This window comes from Streptomyces sp. NPDC029014 (genome assembly GCF_055564695.1).
The window spans coordinates 1-16531 of the sequence record NZ_JBVHVT010000086.1; the positions used below are offsets into that span (position 1 = coordinate 1).

The following is a 16531-nucleotide window of genomic DNA, read 5'->3' on the forward strand; positions in this document are numbered from 1 at the left end:
GCGGGGGGAAAACCCCCCCCCCCCCCCCCCCCCCCCCCCCCCCTCCCCCCCCCCCCCCCCCCCCCCCCCCCCCCCCCCCCCCCCCCCCCCCCCCCCGGAGCCGCACGGCTGAGGGCTCGAACCCGAAGAAGCGCGCCGCGGACCGCGGCGGGCTCAAGCGTGCTTTCGCGACGCACTGGTACGCCTGGGCCATGGTGGCCCCGGTCGTGATCGTGCTCGGCGTCATCATCGGCTGGCCGCTCGTGCGCGGCGTCTACCTGTCGCTGACGAACGCCAACGAGCGCAATGTCGCCCGTACGATCGGCGCCAATCACATCGATGCCACGTACGAGTTCGTCGGGCTCGACAACTACACGGCCGTGCTCGCCGACCCGGTGTTCACGCAGCGGCTGCTGTGGACGGTGCTGTGGACCGTCGCGTGCGTGTCCATCACCTTCGCCCTGGGGCTGGCCCTGGCCAACATGCTGAACCGCGAGTTCAAGGGCCGCGCCGTCTACCGGATGGCGCTCATCCTGCCCTGGGCCGTTCCCGGCTTCGTCTCGGTCTTCGCCTGGCGGTTCCTCTTCAACCGCGACAACGGCATCCTCAACAAGCTCCTCGAAGGCGGCGGCATCGCGGCCGTCCCGTGGCTCGACGACCCGACCTGGGCCAAGGTCTCCGTCATCGCCGTCAACGTGTGGCTCGGCATCCCCTTCATGATGGTCGCCCTCCTCGGCGGCCTCCAGTCCATCCCCGGCGAGCTCTACGAAGCCGCCGAGATGGACGGCGCCAGCACCTGGCAGCGCTTCCGGCACATCACCCTGCCCGGGCTGCGGTCGGTGAGCATGACCGTGATCCTGCTCTCCACCATCTGGACCTTCAACATGTTCCCGGTGATCTTCCTGCTGACGCGGGGCGGACCGGGCGACGCCACCGAAATCCTGGTCACCCAGGCCTTCCGGCAGGCGTTCGTGGCGAGCCCGCGCGACTTCGCCGGCTCCGCCACCTGGGGCGTGCTCATCCTCGCCCTCCTCATGATCTTCGCGCTGGTCTACCGACGGGCGCTGCGCAAGCAGGGAGAGGTGTGGTGACGACCGTGGCCACCTCCACGACCGACCGAACCGCCGGCGTCCGCGAGCGCGGCAAGCGGTCCCCGCTCGCCTCCGTCGGGCTGCACGCGACCCTCGTCGTCGCCTCCGTGATCGCCGTCTTCCCCGTGCTGTGGGTGCTCCTGACCTCCCTCAAGCCCGCGAAGCACGCCATCACCACCGACTTCGTCAAGGAACCCACCCTCGAGAACTACCGCTACCTGGTGGAGCAGACCTCCTTCTTCACCTGGTTCGGCAACTCCGTGCTGGTCGCCGGCATCACGACCGTGCTCGGCGTGTTCATCGCCGCCACCACCGGGTACGCCGTCAGCCGGTTCAGGTTCCCGGGCATGAAGCCGCTCATGTGGACCCTGCTGATCACGCAGATGTTCCCCATGGCCATCCTGATCGTCCCGCTCTACAACCTGATGGGGCAGCTCGGGCTGCTCAACCAGCCGGTCGGGCTGATCATCACCTACCTGACCATCGCCGTGCCGTTCTGCGCCTGGATGATGAAGGGCTTCTTCGACACCATCCCGGTCGAGATCGACGAATCCGGCCGGGTCGACGGACTCAACCCCTTCGGCACCTTCTGGCGCCTCATCCTGCCGCTGGCCAAGCCCGGCCTGGCCGTCACCGGCTTCTACTCGTTCATCACCGCCTGGGGCGAGGTCGCGTACGCCTCCGCGTTCATGGTCGGTGACGAGAACCTCACCCTCGCGGGCGGCCTGCAGACCTTCGTCACGCAGTACACCGCCAACTGGGGGCCGATGACGGCCGCCTCGGTCCTCATCGCCATCCCCGCCGCCGTCTTCTTCGTCTTCGCCCAGCGTCACCTCGTCGCCGGGATGACGGCGGGCGCCACCAAGGGCTGACCACCCGCGCCCGCCCGCCCATCCGTACCCCCGGCCCGAACCCAACCAAGGACGTCATGACCCAGCACCTCGCCGAAACACTCCCCACCGCCACCGGCACTGCGCCCGGCTGGTGGAGAGAAGCGGTGATCTACCAGGTCTATCCGCGCAGCTTCGCCGACTCCAACGGAGACGGCATGGGGGACCTCGCAGGCATCCGCAGCAGACTGCCCTACCTCAAGGAGCTGGGCGTCGACGCCGTCTGGCTCAGCCCGTTCTACGCCTCCCCGCAGGCCGACGCCGGCTACGACGTCGCCGACTACCGGGCCATCGACCCCATGTTCGGCACCCTGCACGACGCCGACGCCGTGATCCGCGAAGCCCACGAACTGGGCCTGCGCATCATCGTCGACCTCGTCCCCAACCACTGCTCCGACCAGCACGAATGGTTCAAGCAGGCACTGCGGGAAGGCCCCGGCACGCCCCTGCGCGAGCGCTTCCACTTCCGGCCCGGGCGCGGGGAGGACGGCGAAGAGCCCCCGAACGACTGGGAGTCCATCTTCGGCGGACCGGCCTGGACGCGGGTCGCGGACGGGGAGTGGTACCTGCACCTCTTCGCCCCCGAGCAGCCCGACTTCAACTGGGACCACCCGGCCGTACAGGACGAGTTCCGGTCCGTGCTCCGGTTCTGGCTCGACCTCGGCGTCGACGGCTTCCGCATCGACGTCGCGCACGGCCTCGTCAAGGCGCCCGGCCTGCCCGACCTCGGCCGCGACGAGCAGCTGAAACTGCTCGGCAACCAGGTCCTGCCCTTCTTCGACCAGGACGGCGTCCACGAGATCTACCGCGCCTGGCGCAAGGTCCTCGACGAGTACGCCGGGGACCGCATCGGCGTCGCCGAGGCCTGGACCCCCAGCGCCGACCGCACCGCCCTCTACGTGCGCCACGACGAGCTGCACCAGGCGTTCAACTTCCACTACCTGACCACCGACTGGAACGCGGACGCCCTGCGCGCCACCATCGACGACTCGCTCGACGCGATGCGCCCCGTCGGCGCCCCCAGCACCTGGGTGCTGTCCAACCACGACGTCGTCCGGCACGCCACCCGGTTCGGCGAGGGCGACGCGGAGGCGGGGCTGCGGCGGGCGCGCGCGGCCGCGCTGGTCATGCTGGCCCTGCCCGGGTCGGCGTACGTCTACCAGGGCGAGGAGCTCGGCCTGCCCGAGGTCGTCGACCTGCCCGACGAGGTCCGCCAGGACCCGTCGTTCTTCAAGGAGAACGGGCAGGACGGCCTGCGCGACGGATGCCGCGTGCCGATCCCGTGGAGCGGCACCGAAGCCCCGTACGGCTTCGGCAACGGCGGGAGCTGGCTGCCGCAGCCCGCGGAATGGGCCGCGCTGAGCGTCGAGGCGCAGACCGGCGACCCGGCCTCCACGCTGGAGCTGTACCGCAGCGCGCTGCGGATCCGGCGGGAGAACACCGACCTCGGCGCCGGCGACGCGGTGGAGTGGCTCCCGGCACCGGAGGGCGTGCTGGCGTTCCGGCGGGGTGCGTTCGTCTGCACCGCCAACACCACCGCGGAGCCGGTCGCGCTGCCCGCACCGGGCACGGTCCTGCTCGCCAGCGGCGAGCTCACCGAGCCGGGCGTGCTGCCCGCCGACACGGCGGTGTGGTGGCAGGGGTGACCTCCCCGCTCCGGCTGACGGACATCGCCGCGCAGGCCCAGGTCAGCGAGGCGACCGTCAGCCGGGTCCTCAACGGCAAGGCGGGCGTCGCGGCCGGCACCCGGCACAAGGTGCTGGCCGCGATGGACCTGCTCGGCTACGAACGGCCCGTACGGCTGCGTAGGCGCAGCAACGGGCTCGTCGGGCTGCTCATACCCGAGCTCACCAACCCGATCTTCCCGGCCTTCGCCCAGGTCATCGAACAGGCGCTGGCCGGGCACGGGTACACGCCGGTGCTCTGCACGCAGACGCCCGGCGGGGCCACGGAGGACGAGCTCGTCGAGCAGCTGGAGGAGCGCGGGGTCACCGGCATCGTGTTCCTGTCCGGGCTGCACGCGGACGCGCTCGCCGATCCCGCCCGGTACCAGCGGCTCAGCTCGCGCGGCGTGCCGTTCGTGATGATCAACGGGTTCAACGAGCACGTGAACGCACCCTTCATATCCCCGGACGACCGGGCCGCCGCCGAAATGGCCGTACGGCACCTGGAGGACCTCGGGCACCGGAAGATCGGGCTGGCCATCGGGCCGACCCGGTACGTTCCGTCGGCCCGCAAGGAACAGGGGTTCACCGCGGCGGTGCCGGGGGCGGAGGCCGACGGGCTCATCCAGCGCACCCTCTTCACCGTCGAGGGCGGGCACGCCGCGGGCGGCGCCCTGCTCGACCGCGGCTGCACCGGCATCGTCTGCGGCAGCGACCCGATGGCGCTCGGCGTGATACGGGCGGTGCGGGAGCGCGGGCTGCGGGTGCCCGAGGACGTCTCGGTGGTGGGGTACGACGACTCGCCGCTGATCGCGTTCACCGATCCGCCGCTGACGACGGTGCGGCAGCCCGTGCGCGCCATGGCGACCGCTGCGGTCGGGGCGCTGCTGGAGGCCGTGGGCGGTACGCCGGTGCAGCGCACCGAGTACGTGTTCCAGCCGGAGCTGGTGGTTCGCGGGTCCACGGGAACGGCGCCGCGCGGGGACTGACCCGGTCCGGCCGAGAACGCCGAAGACAACACGAGTTCCCCTTGGTCGGGGGTAGATGGGCGGCTGGGATGTCCCGGCCGCCCATCGTCCTTTCACCGGTGCCGGCCAACGTGCGGGGCCCGGTGGGGAGATGGCCGCCAGGAAACAATTCTGCAATCTCTTGCGCAAGGTCTTGCAACGGTCTGGGGTCGGCCCCTACGGTCACTGCAATCCCCCCACCTCTTCCGCCAGGAGGGCCCCACATGTCTGTCAGAGCTGCCAGACCTGCCAGAGCGAGCGCCGCCGGGCTCCTCGCCGTCGCCGCGCTGGCCGCCGCCACGCTGACCGCGCAGGCCCCGCAGGCCGTTGCCGCGGCGCCCGGCGGCAAGGACGTCACGGCCGTGCTGTTCGAGTGGCGGTTCGAGTCCGTGGCCCGGGCGTGCACCGAGACCCTGGGGCCCGCCGGATACGGGTACGTCCAGGTGTCGCCGCCGCAGGAGCACATCCAGGGGCCGCAGTGGTGGACCTCGTACCAGCCCGTCAGCTACAAGATCGCCGGTCGGCTCGGGGACCGTGCCGCGTTCAAGGCGATGGTCGACACCTGCCACGCGGCCGGGGTGAAGGTCGTCGCCGACTCCGTCATCAACCACATGGCCGCCGGTGACGGCGTCGGGACCGGGGGCAGCGCGTATACGAAGTACGCGTACCCGGGGACGTACTCCGGCGCCGACATGGACGACTGCCGGGCCGAGATCACCAACTACCAGGACCGCGGCAACGTCCAGAACTGCGAGTTGGTGCACCTCGCCGACCTGGACACGGGCGAGGACTACGTGCGGGGGCGGATCGCCGCCTACCTCAACGACCTGCTGTCGTTGGGCGTCGACGGGTTCCGCATCGACGCCGCCAAGCACATGCCGGCCGCCGACCTCGCCAACATCAAGTCACGGCTGACGAATCCGGGCGCCTACTGGAAGCAGGAGGCCATCCACGGGGCCGGCGAGGCGGTGTCGCCGAGCGAGTACCTGGGCAACGGCGACGTCCAGGAGTTCCGCTACGCGCGGGACCTGAAGCGGGTCTTCCAGGACGAAAGGCTCGCCTACCTGAAGAACTTCGGCGAGGGCTGGGGCTACATGGCCTCCGGCAGCGCCGGCGTCTTCGTGGACAACCACGACACCGAGCGCGTGGGCGACACGCTGAACTACAAGAACGGCGCCGACTACACGCTGGCCAGCGTGTTCATGCTGGCCTGGCCGTACGGGTCGCCGGACGTGCACTCCGGGTACGAGTGGACCGACAAGGACGCCGGGCCGCCGAACGGCGGACAGGTCACCGCGTGCTACCGCGACGGGTGGAAGTGCCAGCACGCGTGGCCGGAGATCTCCTCCATGGTCGGCTTCCGGAACGCGGCGCGCGGGCAGGCCGTGACCAACTGGTGGGACAACGGCAACGACCAGATCGCGTTCGGCCGGGGCAGCAAGGCGTTCGTGGCCATCAACCACGAGGGCACCGCTCTGACACGGACCTTCCAGACCTCGCTGCCGGCGGGCGACTACTGCGACGTGCAGAACGCAAGGACCGTTTCCGTCGGGGCGGACGGCACGCTCACCGCCACCATCGGGAGCAACGCGGCGCTCGCCGTCCACGTGGGCGCGCGGAACTGCGGGAGCACGGGGAGCACCCCGGCCGGTGCCTCGTTCGGCGTGAACGCCACCACCGTGCCCGGACAGGACGTCTACGTCACCGGGGACCGCGTCGAACTGGGGAACTGGAACCCGGCCGGTGCCCTGAAGCTCGACCCCTCCGCGTACCCGGTGTGGAAGCTCGACGTGACCCTTCCGCCCGGAACGGCGTTCTCCTACAAGTACGTCCGCAAGGACGCCGCCGGGAACGTCACCTGGGAGAGCGGTGCCAACCGCACCGCCACCGTTCCGGCGAGCAACAAGGTCGTTCTCAACGACACCTGGCGCAACTGACGCCCCACAGACCAGGGCCGCCCGGCACCCAGTAAGGGACCCCGCCACCGCCGGGCGGCCCTCTTCACGTAACCAAGGAGAGCCGCCTTGATACGCCCTGCCGCAGGAGTCCTCGCCGCCGCACTGGCCGTGACGCTCCTGCCCGCCCTCCCCGCCGCGGCCGCCGCAAGACCCCCGGGCCCGCCGTCGGATTCCAGACTGGCCGCCGAGCCCGCGCGGCACGACCTCACGCGGGAGCAGTTCTACTTCGTCCTCCCGGACCGGTTCGCCAACGGCGACCCGCGCAACGACACGGGAGGCCTCAGCGGCGGCCGGCTGCAGACCGGCCTGGACCCGACGGACAAGGGGTTCTACCAGGGGGGTGACCTCAAGGGCCTGACGGACCGGCTCGACTACATCAAGGGGCTGGGCACCACCGCCATCTGGATGGCGCCGATCTTCAAGAACCAGCCGGTGCAGGGCAAGGGCGACGACGTCTCGGCCGGCTACCACGGCTACTGGATCACCGACTTCACGCAGGTGGACCCGCACTTCGGGAGCAACGCCGACCTGTCGAAGCTGGTGGAGAAGGCCCACCAGAAGGGCATGAAGGTCTTCTTCGACGTCATCACCAACCACACGGCCGACGTCGTCGACTACCGGGAACAGTCCTACGGCTACCTGTCGAAGGGGGCCTTCCCGTACCTGACGAAGGACGGCGTCCCCTTCGACGACGCCGACTACGCGGACGGCAAGCGCCCGTTCCCCGCCACCGGAACCCCGTCCTTCCCCCGCACGCCCTTCGTGCCCGAGGAGAAGAAGAACCTCAAGGTGCCGGCGTGGCTCAACGACCCCGCCATGTACCACAACCGGGGCGACTCCACCTTCGCCGGCGAGTCCTCGGAGCAGGGCGACTTCTTCGGGCTCGACGACCTGTGGACCGAGCGGCCCGAGGTCGTCAGCGGCATGGAGAAGATCTACGAGAAGTGGGTCAAGGACTTCGGCGTCGACGGGTTCCGCATCGACACCGTCAAGCACGTCAACACCGAGTTCTGGACGCAGTGGGCCACCGCCCTGGACAAGTACGCCGCCGAGCAGGGGCGCAAGGACTTCTTCATGTTCGGAGAGGTGTACTCGGCCGACACGGCCGTCACCTCGCCCTACGTGACGCGGGGCCGGCTGGACGCCACCCTCGACTTCCCGATGCAGGACGCCATCCGCGCGTACGCCTCCCAGGGCGCGGCAGCCGGCCGGCTGGCGGGAGTCCTCGCCGAGGACTACCGGTACACCACGGACAAGGCCAACGCCTACGAGCAGGTCACGTTCCTCGGCAACCACGACACGGGGCGGTTCGGCACCTTCCTCAAGCAGGACCGGCCCGGCGCGAGCGAGCAGGAACTCCTGGACCGGTACCGGCTCGCCAACGAGCTGATGTTCTTCTCCCGCGGCAACCCCGTCGTCTACTCCGGTGACGAGCAGGGATTCACCGGTGCGGGCGGCGACAAGGACGCCCGGCAACCCCTCTTCGCCACGAAGATCGCCGACTACCTCGACGACGACCAGCTCGGGACCACGCGGACGCACGCCAGTGACGCGTACGACCAGCAGCACCCGCTCTACCGGCAGATCGCCGCACTGTCCAAGCTGACCCGGGAACACCCGGCGCTGCGCGACGGCATCCAGAGCGAGCGGCTGGCGGACGGTTCGGTCTACGCCTTCGCCCGGACCGACGCCCGCACCCGGACCGAGTACCTCGTCGCCGCCAACAACGGCACCGAGTCGCGGACCGTCGAGATCAACGCCCCCGCCGGCGCCCAGTACCGCACCCTGTACGGCGGCACCGCGCTCGTCCGCGCCTCCGCCGCCGGCAAGCTGACGGTGGTCGTGCCCGCCCTCGGGTCCGTCGTGCTGCGGGGCGTCGAGCCGCTGGCCGTCGCCGCCTCCAAGCCCGCCGTGACGCTGAAGGCACCCGCTGCGGGCGCCGCCGGGACCGTCCAGGTCTCCGCGGACGTCAGCGGCGGCGGGCTCAACCGCGTCGTGTTCGCCGCCCAGGTCGGCAACGGCCCGTGGCAGGTGCTCGGCTCCGCCGACCACGCCCCGTACCAGGTCACCCAGTACGTGAACGCCCCGGTCGGCACCCCGCTGCGGTACAAGGCCGTGGCCGTCGACTCCGCCCGACGCACCGCGAGCGCCCTCGGCGACACCGTGGCCGGACAGCTCCCGCCCGTGGGCGTCCCCACCGCCACGCAGCGCGACTACGCCGTCGTCCACTACCGGCGCCCCGACGGCGACTACGCCAACTGGCGGCTGTACGCCTGGGGTGACATCGCCGACGGAGAGACCACGCCCTGGCCCGCCGGGCACGACTTCGTCGGTCGTGACGCGTACGGCGCCTTCGCCTGGGTCAAGCTCAAGCCCGGCGCATCCTCCGTCGGGTACCTCGTGATCGACAAGGACGGGAACAAGGACGTCGCCGCCGACCGCACACTGGACGTGACGCGCACCGGCGAGGTCTGGGTGGAACAGGGCAAGGAGGCCGCGCAGACCGAGCGGCCCGCCCAACCGCCGCAGGACCAGGGCAAGGCCGTACTGCACTACAAGCGGGCCGACGGCGCCTACGACGGCTGGGGCCTGCACGTGTGGACCGGGGCCGCGAACCCGACCGACTGGGCCAAGCCGCTGGCGCCCGCCCGGTTCGACGCCTACGGCGCCGTCTTCGAGGTGCCGCTCGCCGCGGGGGCCGGTTCCCTCAGCTACATCGTCCACCGGGGGGACGACAAGGACCTCCCCTCGGACCAGTCGCTCGACCTGAAGGGGTCGGGGCACGAGGTGTGGATGCTCGGCGGACAGCCCGCCTACCTGCTGCCGCAGCCCGCGGGCGCGGCCGCCGGGATCGACCTCGGCAAGGCGCAGGCCGTCTGGATCGACCGGGACACCGTCGTCTGGAACGCCCCGGCAGGGGCCGCCTCCGTGCAGCTGCTCGCATCCGGGGACGGGACGGTCAAGGCCGAGAACGGCACGCTGACCGGGGCGGCGCAGTGGCTGCGGCTGACCTCGACCAAGCTCACCGACGCGCAGAAGCAGAAGTTCCCGCACCTCGCCGCCCAGGCCGCGTTCAGCGTCGACGCCCGGGACCGGGGACGGGTACGGGACGCGCTGCGGGGTCAGGTCGTCGCCTCCGCCCGAGCCGCCAACGGGGCCGTGCTGGCCGCCACCGGTGTGCAGCTCGCCGGGGTCCTCGACGACCTGTACGCCACGCAGGCCGCGCTCGGACCCGTTTTCAAGGACGGCCGGCCCTCGCTGTCGGTGTGGGCGCCGACCGCCCGCAAGGTCGAGCTCGAACTGGACGGCCGCGTCCTGCCCATGCGGCGCGACGACACCACCGGTGTCTGGTCGGCGCGGGGCGAGCGGTCCTGGACCGGGAAGCCGTACCGGTACGCCGTGACCGTGTGGGCGCCCGCAGCCCGGCAGATGGTCCGCAACGTGGTGACCGACCCGTACTCCACCGCGCTGACCGTCGACTCCACGTCGAGCCTGGTGGTCGACCTCGCCGACCCCAAGCTGGCCCCGCCCGGCTGGCGGCAGCTGCGCAAGCCCGCCGCGGTGCCGTTCACCTCGGCGCAGATCCAGGAGCTCCACGTCCGGGACTTCTCCGTCGCCGACCCCACCAGCAAGCACCCCGGCCAGTACCTGGCCTTCACCGACCGCGACTCGGCCGGCATGCGGCACCTGCGCGACCTCGCGGCCGCCGGGACCTCGTACGTCCACCTGCTGCCGGCCTTCGACATCGGCACCATCCCCGAGAAGCGGGAGGACCGCACCGAACCCGCCTGCGACCTCAAGGTCTACGCACCCGACTCCGAACAGCAGCAGGCCTGCGTCGCCGCGGCCGCCGCGAAGGACTCCTACAACTGGGGCTACGACCCGCTGCACTACACCGTCCCCGAGGGCTCGTACGCGAGCGACCCGAACGGGACGGCCCGGACCGTCGAGTTCCGCAAGATGGTGCAGGGACTCAACGGGGCCGGCATGCGGACCGTGATGGACGTCGTCTACAACCACACCGTGGCCGCCGGGCAGGACGGCAAGTCCGTCCTGGACCGGATCGTCCCCGGCTACTACCAGCGACTGCTGGCCGACGGCAGCGTCGCCACGTCGACGTGCTGCGCCAACACGGCCCCCGAGAACGCCATGATGGGCCGCCTCGTGGTGGACTCCATCGTCACCTGGGCCAAGGAGTACAAGGTCGACGGCTTCCGCTTCGACCTGATGGGCCACCACCCGAAGGACAACATCCTCGCCGTGCGGCACGCCCTCGACGCCCTCACGGTGGAGAAGGACGGCGTGGACGGCAAGAAGATCATCCTGTACGGGGAGGGCTGGAACTTCGGCGAGGTCGCGAACGACGCGCGGTTCGTGCAGGCCACGCAGCTGAACATGGCCGGGACCGGGATCGCCACCTTCTCCGACCGGGCCCGCGACGCCGTCAGGGGCGGAGGCCCCTTCGACGAGGACCCGCGCGTCCAGGGCTTCGCCTCCGGGCTGTTCACGGCACCGAACGGGTCGCCCGCCAACGGGACCGCCGCCGAGCAGCGGGCGCGCCTGCTGCACGACCAGGACCTGATCAAGGTCGGCCTGTCCGGGAACCTCGCCTCGTACACCTTCACCGACACCTCGGGACGCCGCGTCAAGGGCTCCCAGGTGGACTACAACGGCGCCCCGGCCGGATACGCGGCCGCACCCGGCGACGCCCTCGCCTACGCCGACGCCCACGACAACGAGACGCTCGCCGACGCCCTCGCCTACAAGCTGCCCCAGGGCAGCCCGGCCGGCGACCGGGCCCGGATGCAGGTGCTGGCGATGGGCGTCACCGCGCTCTCCCAGGGGCCCGCACTGTCACAGGCCGGGACCGACCTGCTCCGTTCGAAGTCCCTGGACCGCAACTCCTACGACAGCGGCGACTGGTTCAACGCCATCCACTGGGACTGCCGCGACGGCAACGGCTTCGGCAGGGGCCTGCCGCCGGCCGCGGACAACCGCTCCAAGTGGCCCTACGCCAAGCCGCTGCTGACCGGGCCCGCCCCGGGCTGCGCCGAGATCACCGGCGCCTCGGCCGCCTACCGGGACCTGCTGAAGATCCGGACCACCGAACCCGGCTTCGCACTGGGCACGGCCCCGCAGGTACAGGACGCGCTCGCCTTCCCGCTCTCGGGGAAGGACGAGACCCCCGGAGTGATCACCATGGCGCTGGGCCACCTGGTGGTCGTGTTCAACGCCACGCCCGACGCCCAGGAACAGCGGATCCCCGGCCTCGCCGGAACCGGCTACACCCTGCACCCCGTGCAGGCCGCCGGCTCCGACGCGGTCGTCAAGCAGTCCTCGTACGACGCGGAGAAGGGAGAGTTCCGCATCCCCGGCCGTACGATCGCGGTCTTCACACGACGCTGAGCCGGTCGAGCCGCTTCTCCAGCAGGACCACCCCGTAGACGCGGCCGTCCCTGCCCTTCTTGCGGGGGAACTCCCCGACCACCCGGTAGCCCGCGTCCTGGTAGTACGCGAGCAGCCGGGGGTTGGTGGAGACGCAGTCCAGCCGCGCCCGCGGCAGACCGGAACCGGCGATCCGGCGCTCGGCGTGTTCGAGCAGCCGCCGGCCGGTCCCCGCGGGCGCGGTTCTGCGTTCCACCATCAGCCGGTGCACGTAGCCGGCGACCGGAGGCTGCACGCCCCAGGCGTCCTCGTCCGACCACCACAGCTCGTACGCCCCGGTGATCCGCCCCCCGGCGTCCCCCGCGAGCCACACCTCACCCTCGCGCATCCGCTGCGTGAAGTGCGCGACGTCCTTGTCCCCGGGCGTCCACTGCTCGATCCCGTTCTTCTGCATCCACTGCGCGGCCCGGTCGAACAAGGCTGCCAGCGCGGCGGCGTCCTTCTCCACGGCCCGCCGGAACAGGATCCCTTCGTCATCAATGATCACGCGCGTATTATCACGCGATCATCAGTGCGGGTCCGGCTCCGGTTCCGGTGTCGGCTCCGGTGTCGGGTCCTGTGCCGGGTCCTGTGCCGGGTCCGGTGTCGCGGGGACCAGCGCCGCCAGGCGGCCCACCAGTTCGCCGAACGGCCCGTCCGCCGGCTCGCCCGCCAGGATCCGCGCCATGATCCCGGCCATCTCCGCGTCGTACGCGGCGCTCACCGCAGCCAGCGCCGCGAAATCGTGCACCAGCTGCAACTCCAGTTCGGCACGCGGGATCTCCCGGCCCTCCAGCCAGATCAACGCCGTGGACTCGGCCAGCGACACCCACGACCGCACCACCAGCGCCAGCCGCGCCGGCGGCCTCTCGATCCCGAGGTGCTTGACGATCTCGTCGTACGCCGCCTGCCGGACCTCGTCGATCATCGCGTTGGTCCGGGTCGAGCCGACCGCCGGCCCCCCGCGCATCAGCGCGGAGAAACCGGGCCCGTGATCCTCCACGAACGCGAAGAACCGGCCCATCACGCGCAGCAGCCGCGCCCCGAGCGGACCCTCGTGCGGTTCCACGAACCGCTGCGCCAGGTCGTCCGCCGCGCGGCGCAGCGCCGCCTCGTACAGGCTCAACTTGCCGGGAAAGTAGTGGTAGACGAGCGGCCGCGATATGCCCGCGGCCGCGGCGATCTCATCGATCGACACATCGTCGGGAGACCTGTTGCTGAACAGCTCCAGGGCCACCCCGATGAGCTGCTGCCGCCGCTCCTCGACACCCATCCTGCGTCGCACCCCGGTTGTCATGCGGACACCCTACTTCGCCCCCGGGCGACCGGCCGTCCCCGGACGCCCCCCACATACCCGCAGGTCCGGGGCGGTCCCTACAGGTCGAGGAGCAGACGGTCCCCCTTCGCGCGCGACACGCACAGGAGCATCGAGTCCTCCCGTTCCCCGTCCGTGAGGAGCTCGTCGCGGTGGTCCACCCCGCCCGCCAGGACCCGTTGCCGGCAGGTCCCGCAGAAGCCCTGCTCGCAGGAGTACGGGGCGTCCGGCAGCACCCGGCGGACCGCGGCCAGGGTCGATTCGCCGGGACCGACCTCGACCGTGCGGCCCGAGCGGGCCAGGTCGACGGTGAAGGGCCGCGCCTCGGCGGGGGACGCGGACGGGGAGAACGCGGGCGGGGAGAACGCGGGCGGGGAGAACCGCTCCAGCCGGACGGCCCCCGGGTCCGGGACGGCGGCGAGGACCGCGGCCATCAGGGGCTCCGGGCCGCAGCAGTAGACCAGGGCGCCCGGGGCGGTTGCGGAGAGCAGCCCGGCCAGGTCGGGCAGGCCCGCCTCGTCCTCCGGGACCACGGTGACCCGGTCCCCGTACCCGGCGAGTTCGGGCAGGAACGGCATCGAGGCCCGGGAACGGCCCCCGTACAGCAGGGACCAGTCCGCCCCGGCGGCGGTGGCGGCCCGGAGCATCGGCAGGAGCGGGGTGATGCCGATGCCGCCCGCGACGAAGACGTACGCGGGCGCGGGCTCCAGCGCGAAGCGGTTGCGCGGCGGGCGGAGCTCCAGTTCGGCGCCCTCGACGAGTCGGGCGTGGGCCTCGCGGGAGCCGCCGCGGCCGCCCTCGACCAGCCGGATCGCGATCGTGTAGCGCCCGGTGTCGGCGGGATCGCCGCACAGGCTGTACTGGCGGACCAGGCCGGACGGGAGCGTGACGTCGACGTGCGCCCCCGGCGTCCACGCCGGCAGCTCCGGGGACTCCACGGACAGCCGGACCACCCCCTGCGCCGGTTCGGTGCGCGACACGATCCGGGCGCGCAGACGGCGGCGCGGCGAGTACCCGGATACCGGGGTCTCCAGGGCGGGCAGCGGCCAGAGGGGCGAGCGGGATATGCGCCGGCGCAGGGCGCGCTTCGTCAGCCACGCGGCGCCCGCGAACGCCGCCAGGGTCAGGGCGCGGCTGCTGCTCACGGTCAGGGCACGGCCGTTGTCCACGGTCAGGGGACGGTTGTCGGTCACGGTCGGACACCGCCGTTCGCGCCGGGGGAGGAGGCCAGGTAGGCGGTGGCCTGGGCGGTGGACCCCTCCTGGGACGGGTGGTACGCGCGGGAGAGGTAGGTCGGGATCGACTTGAGCATCGCCCCGGTGGACGGCAGCGTGCCCTGCTGCCCGGCCCGGAAGAACTGGCCGAACGAGGCCCTGGCGTCGGGCAGGTGCGGGTCGTTCTCCATGAAGAAGCGGGCGCCGCGCTGCCAGAGGAAGACGAGGGCGGCGAAGGCGGTGGCCCAGGTCCGGACCCGCCGCCGGTAGCTGCCGTCGACGTGCACGAACAGGTCGAAGGCCACCGAGCGGTGCTCGACCTCCTCCGCGCCGTGCCAGCGCAGCAGGTCGAGCATCATCGGGTCCGCGCCGCGCCGGTCCAACTCGTCGGCGTTCAGCACCCAGTCGCCGAGGAACGCCGTGTAGTGCTCGATCGCCGCGATCATCGCGACGCGCTCCATGAGCCACCAGTGCCGGGCCCTGCCGGGCGGCAGGGTCCGGTCGCCGAGCAGCTTCTCGAAGAGCCAGTCCACCTGGGCGGTGTACGGGGTGGGGTCCAGGCCGAGCCGCTTGAGGTGGGGGAGGACGTCGTCGTGCGCGGCGGCGTGCATGGCTTCCTGGCCGATGAAACCGATGACGTCCGCGCGGAGCTGCTCGTCCCTGATGTGCGGGAGCACCTGCTTGTAGACGTGCACGAACCAGCGCTCACCGGCGGGCAGGAGCAGGTGCAACACGTTGATGGTGTGCGTGGCGAAGGGGTCGCCGGGCAGCCAGTGGAGCGGGGTGTCCTCCCAGCCGAAGGACACGTTGCGCGCCTTGAGCTCGGTGTGTTCCGGCAGCGGCTTATTAGACATGGCGTCAATGTACTGACCAGTCCGGGGGTTGGGAATCCCCTCTCCATTCGCTAGTCTTCTGCGTAGCACAGTTAATGTGCAACGCAGAAAGTGCGTGACGCCGGGTCATGCGCCGCTGCCGTTCGACCTCATGGGGGAACCGTGCTCACCATCGCCGTCACCGGAGCCACCGGAGCCCAGGGCGGGGCCACCGCCCGAGCCCTGATCGCCGCGGGCCACCACGTCCGGGCACTCACCCGCGACCCCGCCTCACCCGCCGCTGACGCCCTGCGCCGCCTGGGAGCCGACGTGCGCCGCGCCGACTTCGACGACCGCTCCTCGCTCGACGCCGCCCTCGCCGGGGCGGATTCGCTCTTCGCCGTCTCCACCCCGTTCGGCACCGACATCACCACCGAGACCCGGCAGGGCCGCACCCTCGTCGACGCGGCGGCGGACGCCCGCCTCGGCCACATCGTGTTCACCTCCGTGGCCCACGCCGACCGCGGCACCGGCATCCCGCACTACGAGAGCAAGCACCTCATCGAGCAGCACCTGCGGGTCGCCGGAGTGCCCTGGACCGTTCTCGGCCCGGCCGCCTTCATGGACAACTACGCCACCGGCTGGAGCCTCGACGGGCTGCGCGAGGGCTTCTTCGCCTGGCCCATGCCCGAGGACCGTCCGCTCACGCTCATATCCGTCGCCGACATCGGCTCGTTCGCGGCGCTGGTCCTCGGCCGCCGCACCGAGTTCGCCGGCCGCCGCATCGACCTCGCCGGCGACGAGCTCACTCCCGCCCGGATCGCAGAGGCCCTCGCGGCCGCCGCCGGCCGTCCGGTCACCCACCAGGAAGTACCGCTCGCACAGGTCCGCACCTGGTCAGAGGACCTGGCCGCCATGTTCGCCTACTTCACCGCCCACGGGCTCGACGTCGACACCGCCCGGCTGCGACGCGACCACCCCGAGGTCGGCTGGCACACGTTCGCCGACTGGGCCGCAGGGCAGGACTGGCCCGCGCTGCTGTCCGGCTCCCCGGAGCCCGCGGGAGGAGCACACTCGTGAACGCCCGTCGCTGTCGAGGAGCCTGCCGCAGCCGGGGGCCCCGCCCGATGCCGGGGGCCCCGCCCGATGCCGGGGGCCCCGCCCGATGCCGGGGAGC

General features: G+C 71.7%; 11 protein-coding genes. 7 read left to right on the forward strand and 4 right to left on the reverse strand.

Features of this window, described 5'->3' with window-relative positions; translation table 11 throughout:
* The 6 genes from ACZ4VL_RS33230 to pulA all read left to right on the forward strand — a co-directional run.
* Positions 1-1070, forward strand: a 1070-nt coding sequence (locus tag ACZ4VL_RS33230; RefSeq protein WP_468207554.1) for a carbohydrate ABC transporter permease, incomplete at its 5' end; no start/stop codon positions are given.
* On the forward strand, positions 1064-1942 hold the full coding sequence (locus ACZ4VL_RS33235) for a sugar ABC transporter permease (RefSeq protein WP_385849442.1): 879 nt from the start codon (positions 1064-1066) through the stop codon (positions 1940-1942). The genes ACZ4VL_RS33230 and ACZ4VL_RS33235, both read left to right, overlap by 7 nt.
* Positions 1943-1998: 56 nt before the next feature.
* Complete coding sequence (locus ACZ4VL_RS33240) at positions 1999-3606, forward strand: glycoside hydrolase family 13 protein (protein ID WP_468207556.1); 1608 nt, start codon at positions 1999-2001, stop codon at positions 3604-3606.
* Positions 3594-4613 carry a LacI family DNA-binding transcriptional regulator gene (locus ACZ4VL_RS33245; RefSeq protein ID WP_452940133.1) on the forward strand — a complete coding sequence of 340 codons (1020 nt, stop codon included), beginning with the start codon at positions 3594-3596 and terminating at the stop codon, positions 4611-4613. The genes ACZ4VL_RS33240 and ACZ4VL_RS33245 overlap by 13 nt, the downstream gene beginning before the upstream one ends.
* Positions 4614-4855: 242 nt before the next feature.
* Complete coding sequence (locus tag ACZ4VL_RS33250) at positions 4856-6568, forward strand: carbohydrate-binding module family 20 domain-containing protein (RefSeq protein ID WP_468207560.1); 1713 nt, start codon at positions 4856-4858, stop codon at positions 6566-6568.
* A gap of 87 nt (positions 6569-6655) precedes the next feature.
* A complete protein-coding gene (gene pulA / locus ACZ4VL_RS33255; RefSeq protein WP_468207563.1) occupies positions 6656-11995 on the forward strand; it encodes a pullulanase-type alpha-1,6-glucosidase in 5340 nt (1779 codons plus the stop codon).
* Here the strand turns inward: pulA and ACZ4VL_RS33260 are convergent.
* The 4 genes from ACZ4VL_RS33260 to ACZ4VL_RS33275 all read right to left on the reverse strand — a co-directional run bounded on the left by ACZ4VL_RS33260 (position 11982) and on the right by ACZ4VL_RS33275 (position 15396).
* Positions 11982-12518, reverse strand: a complete 537-nt coding sequence (locus ACZ4VL_RS33260) for a GNAT family N-acetyltransferase (protein WP_468207621.1) — start codon at positions 12516-12518, stop codon at positions 11982-11984. The two genes, pulA and ACZ4VL_RS33260, sit on opposite strands and share 14 nt — an antisense overlap.
* A gap of 24 nt (positions 12519-12542) precedes the next feature.
* Positions 12543-13310, reverse strand: coding sequence for a TetR/AcrR family transcriptional regulator (locus tag ACZ4VL_RS33265; RefSeq protein WP_468207566.1), 768 nt, complete (start codon positions 13308-13310; stop codon positions 12543-12545).
* Positions 13311-13387: 77 nt separating this feature from the next.
* The gene (locus tag ACZ4VL_RS33270) at positions 13388-14473 is read right to left on the reverse strand and encodes a PDR/VanB family oxidoreductase (RefSeq protein WP_468207624.1); all 1086 of its coding nucleotides are present in this window, start codon (positions 14471-14473) and stop codon (positions 13388-13390) included.
* A gap of 44 nt (positions 14474-14517) precedes the next feature.
* Positions 14518-15396 carry a metal-dependent hydrolase gene (locus ACZ4VL_RS33275; protein ID WP_468207569.1) on the reverse strand — a complete coding sequence of 293 codons (879 nt, stop codon included), beginning with the start codon at positions 15394-15396 and terminating at the stop codon, positions 14518-14520.
* Positions 15397-15537: 141 nt separating this feature from the next.
* Here ACZ4VL_RS33275 and ACZ4VL_RS33280 point away from each other — a divergent pair, with 141 nt between their 5' ends.
* Positions 15538-16434: an NmrA/HSCARG family protein gene (locus ACZ4VL_RS33280; RefSeq protein ID WP_468207572.1), complete on the forward strand. Its 897-nt coding sequence runs from the start codon at positions 15538-15540 to the stop codon at positions 16432-16434.
* Positions 16435-16531 lie beyond the last annotated feature (97 nt).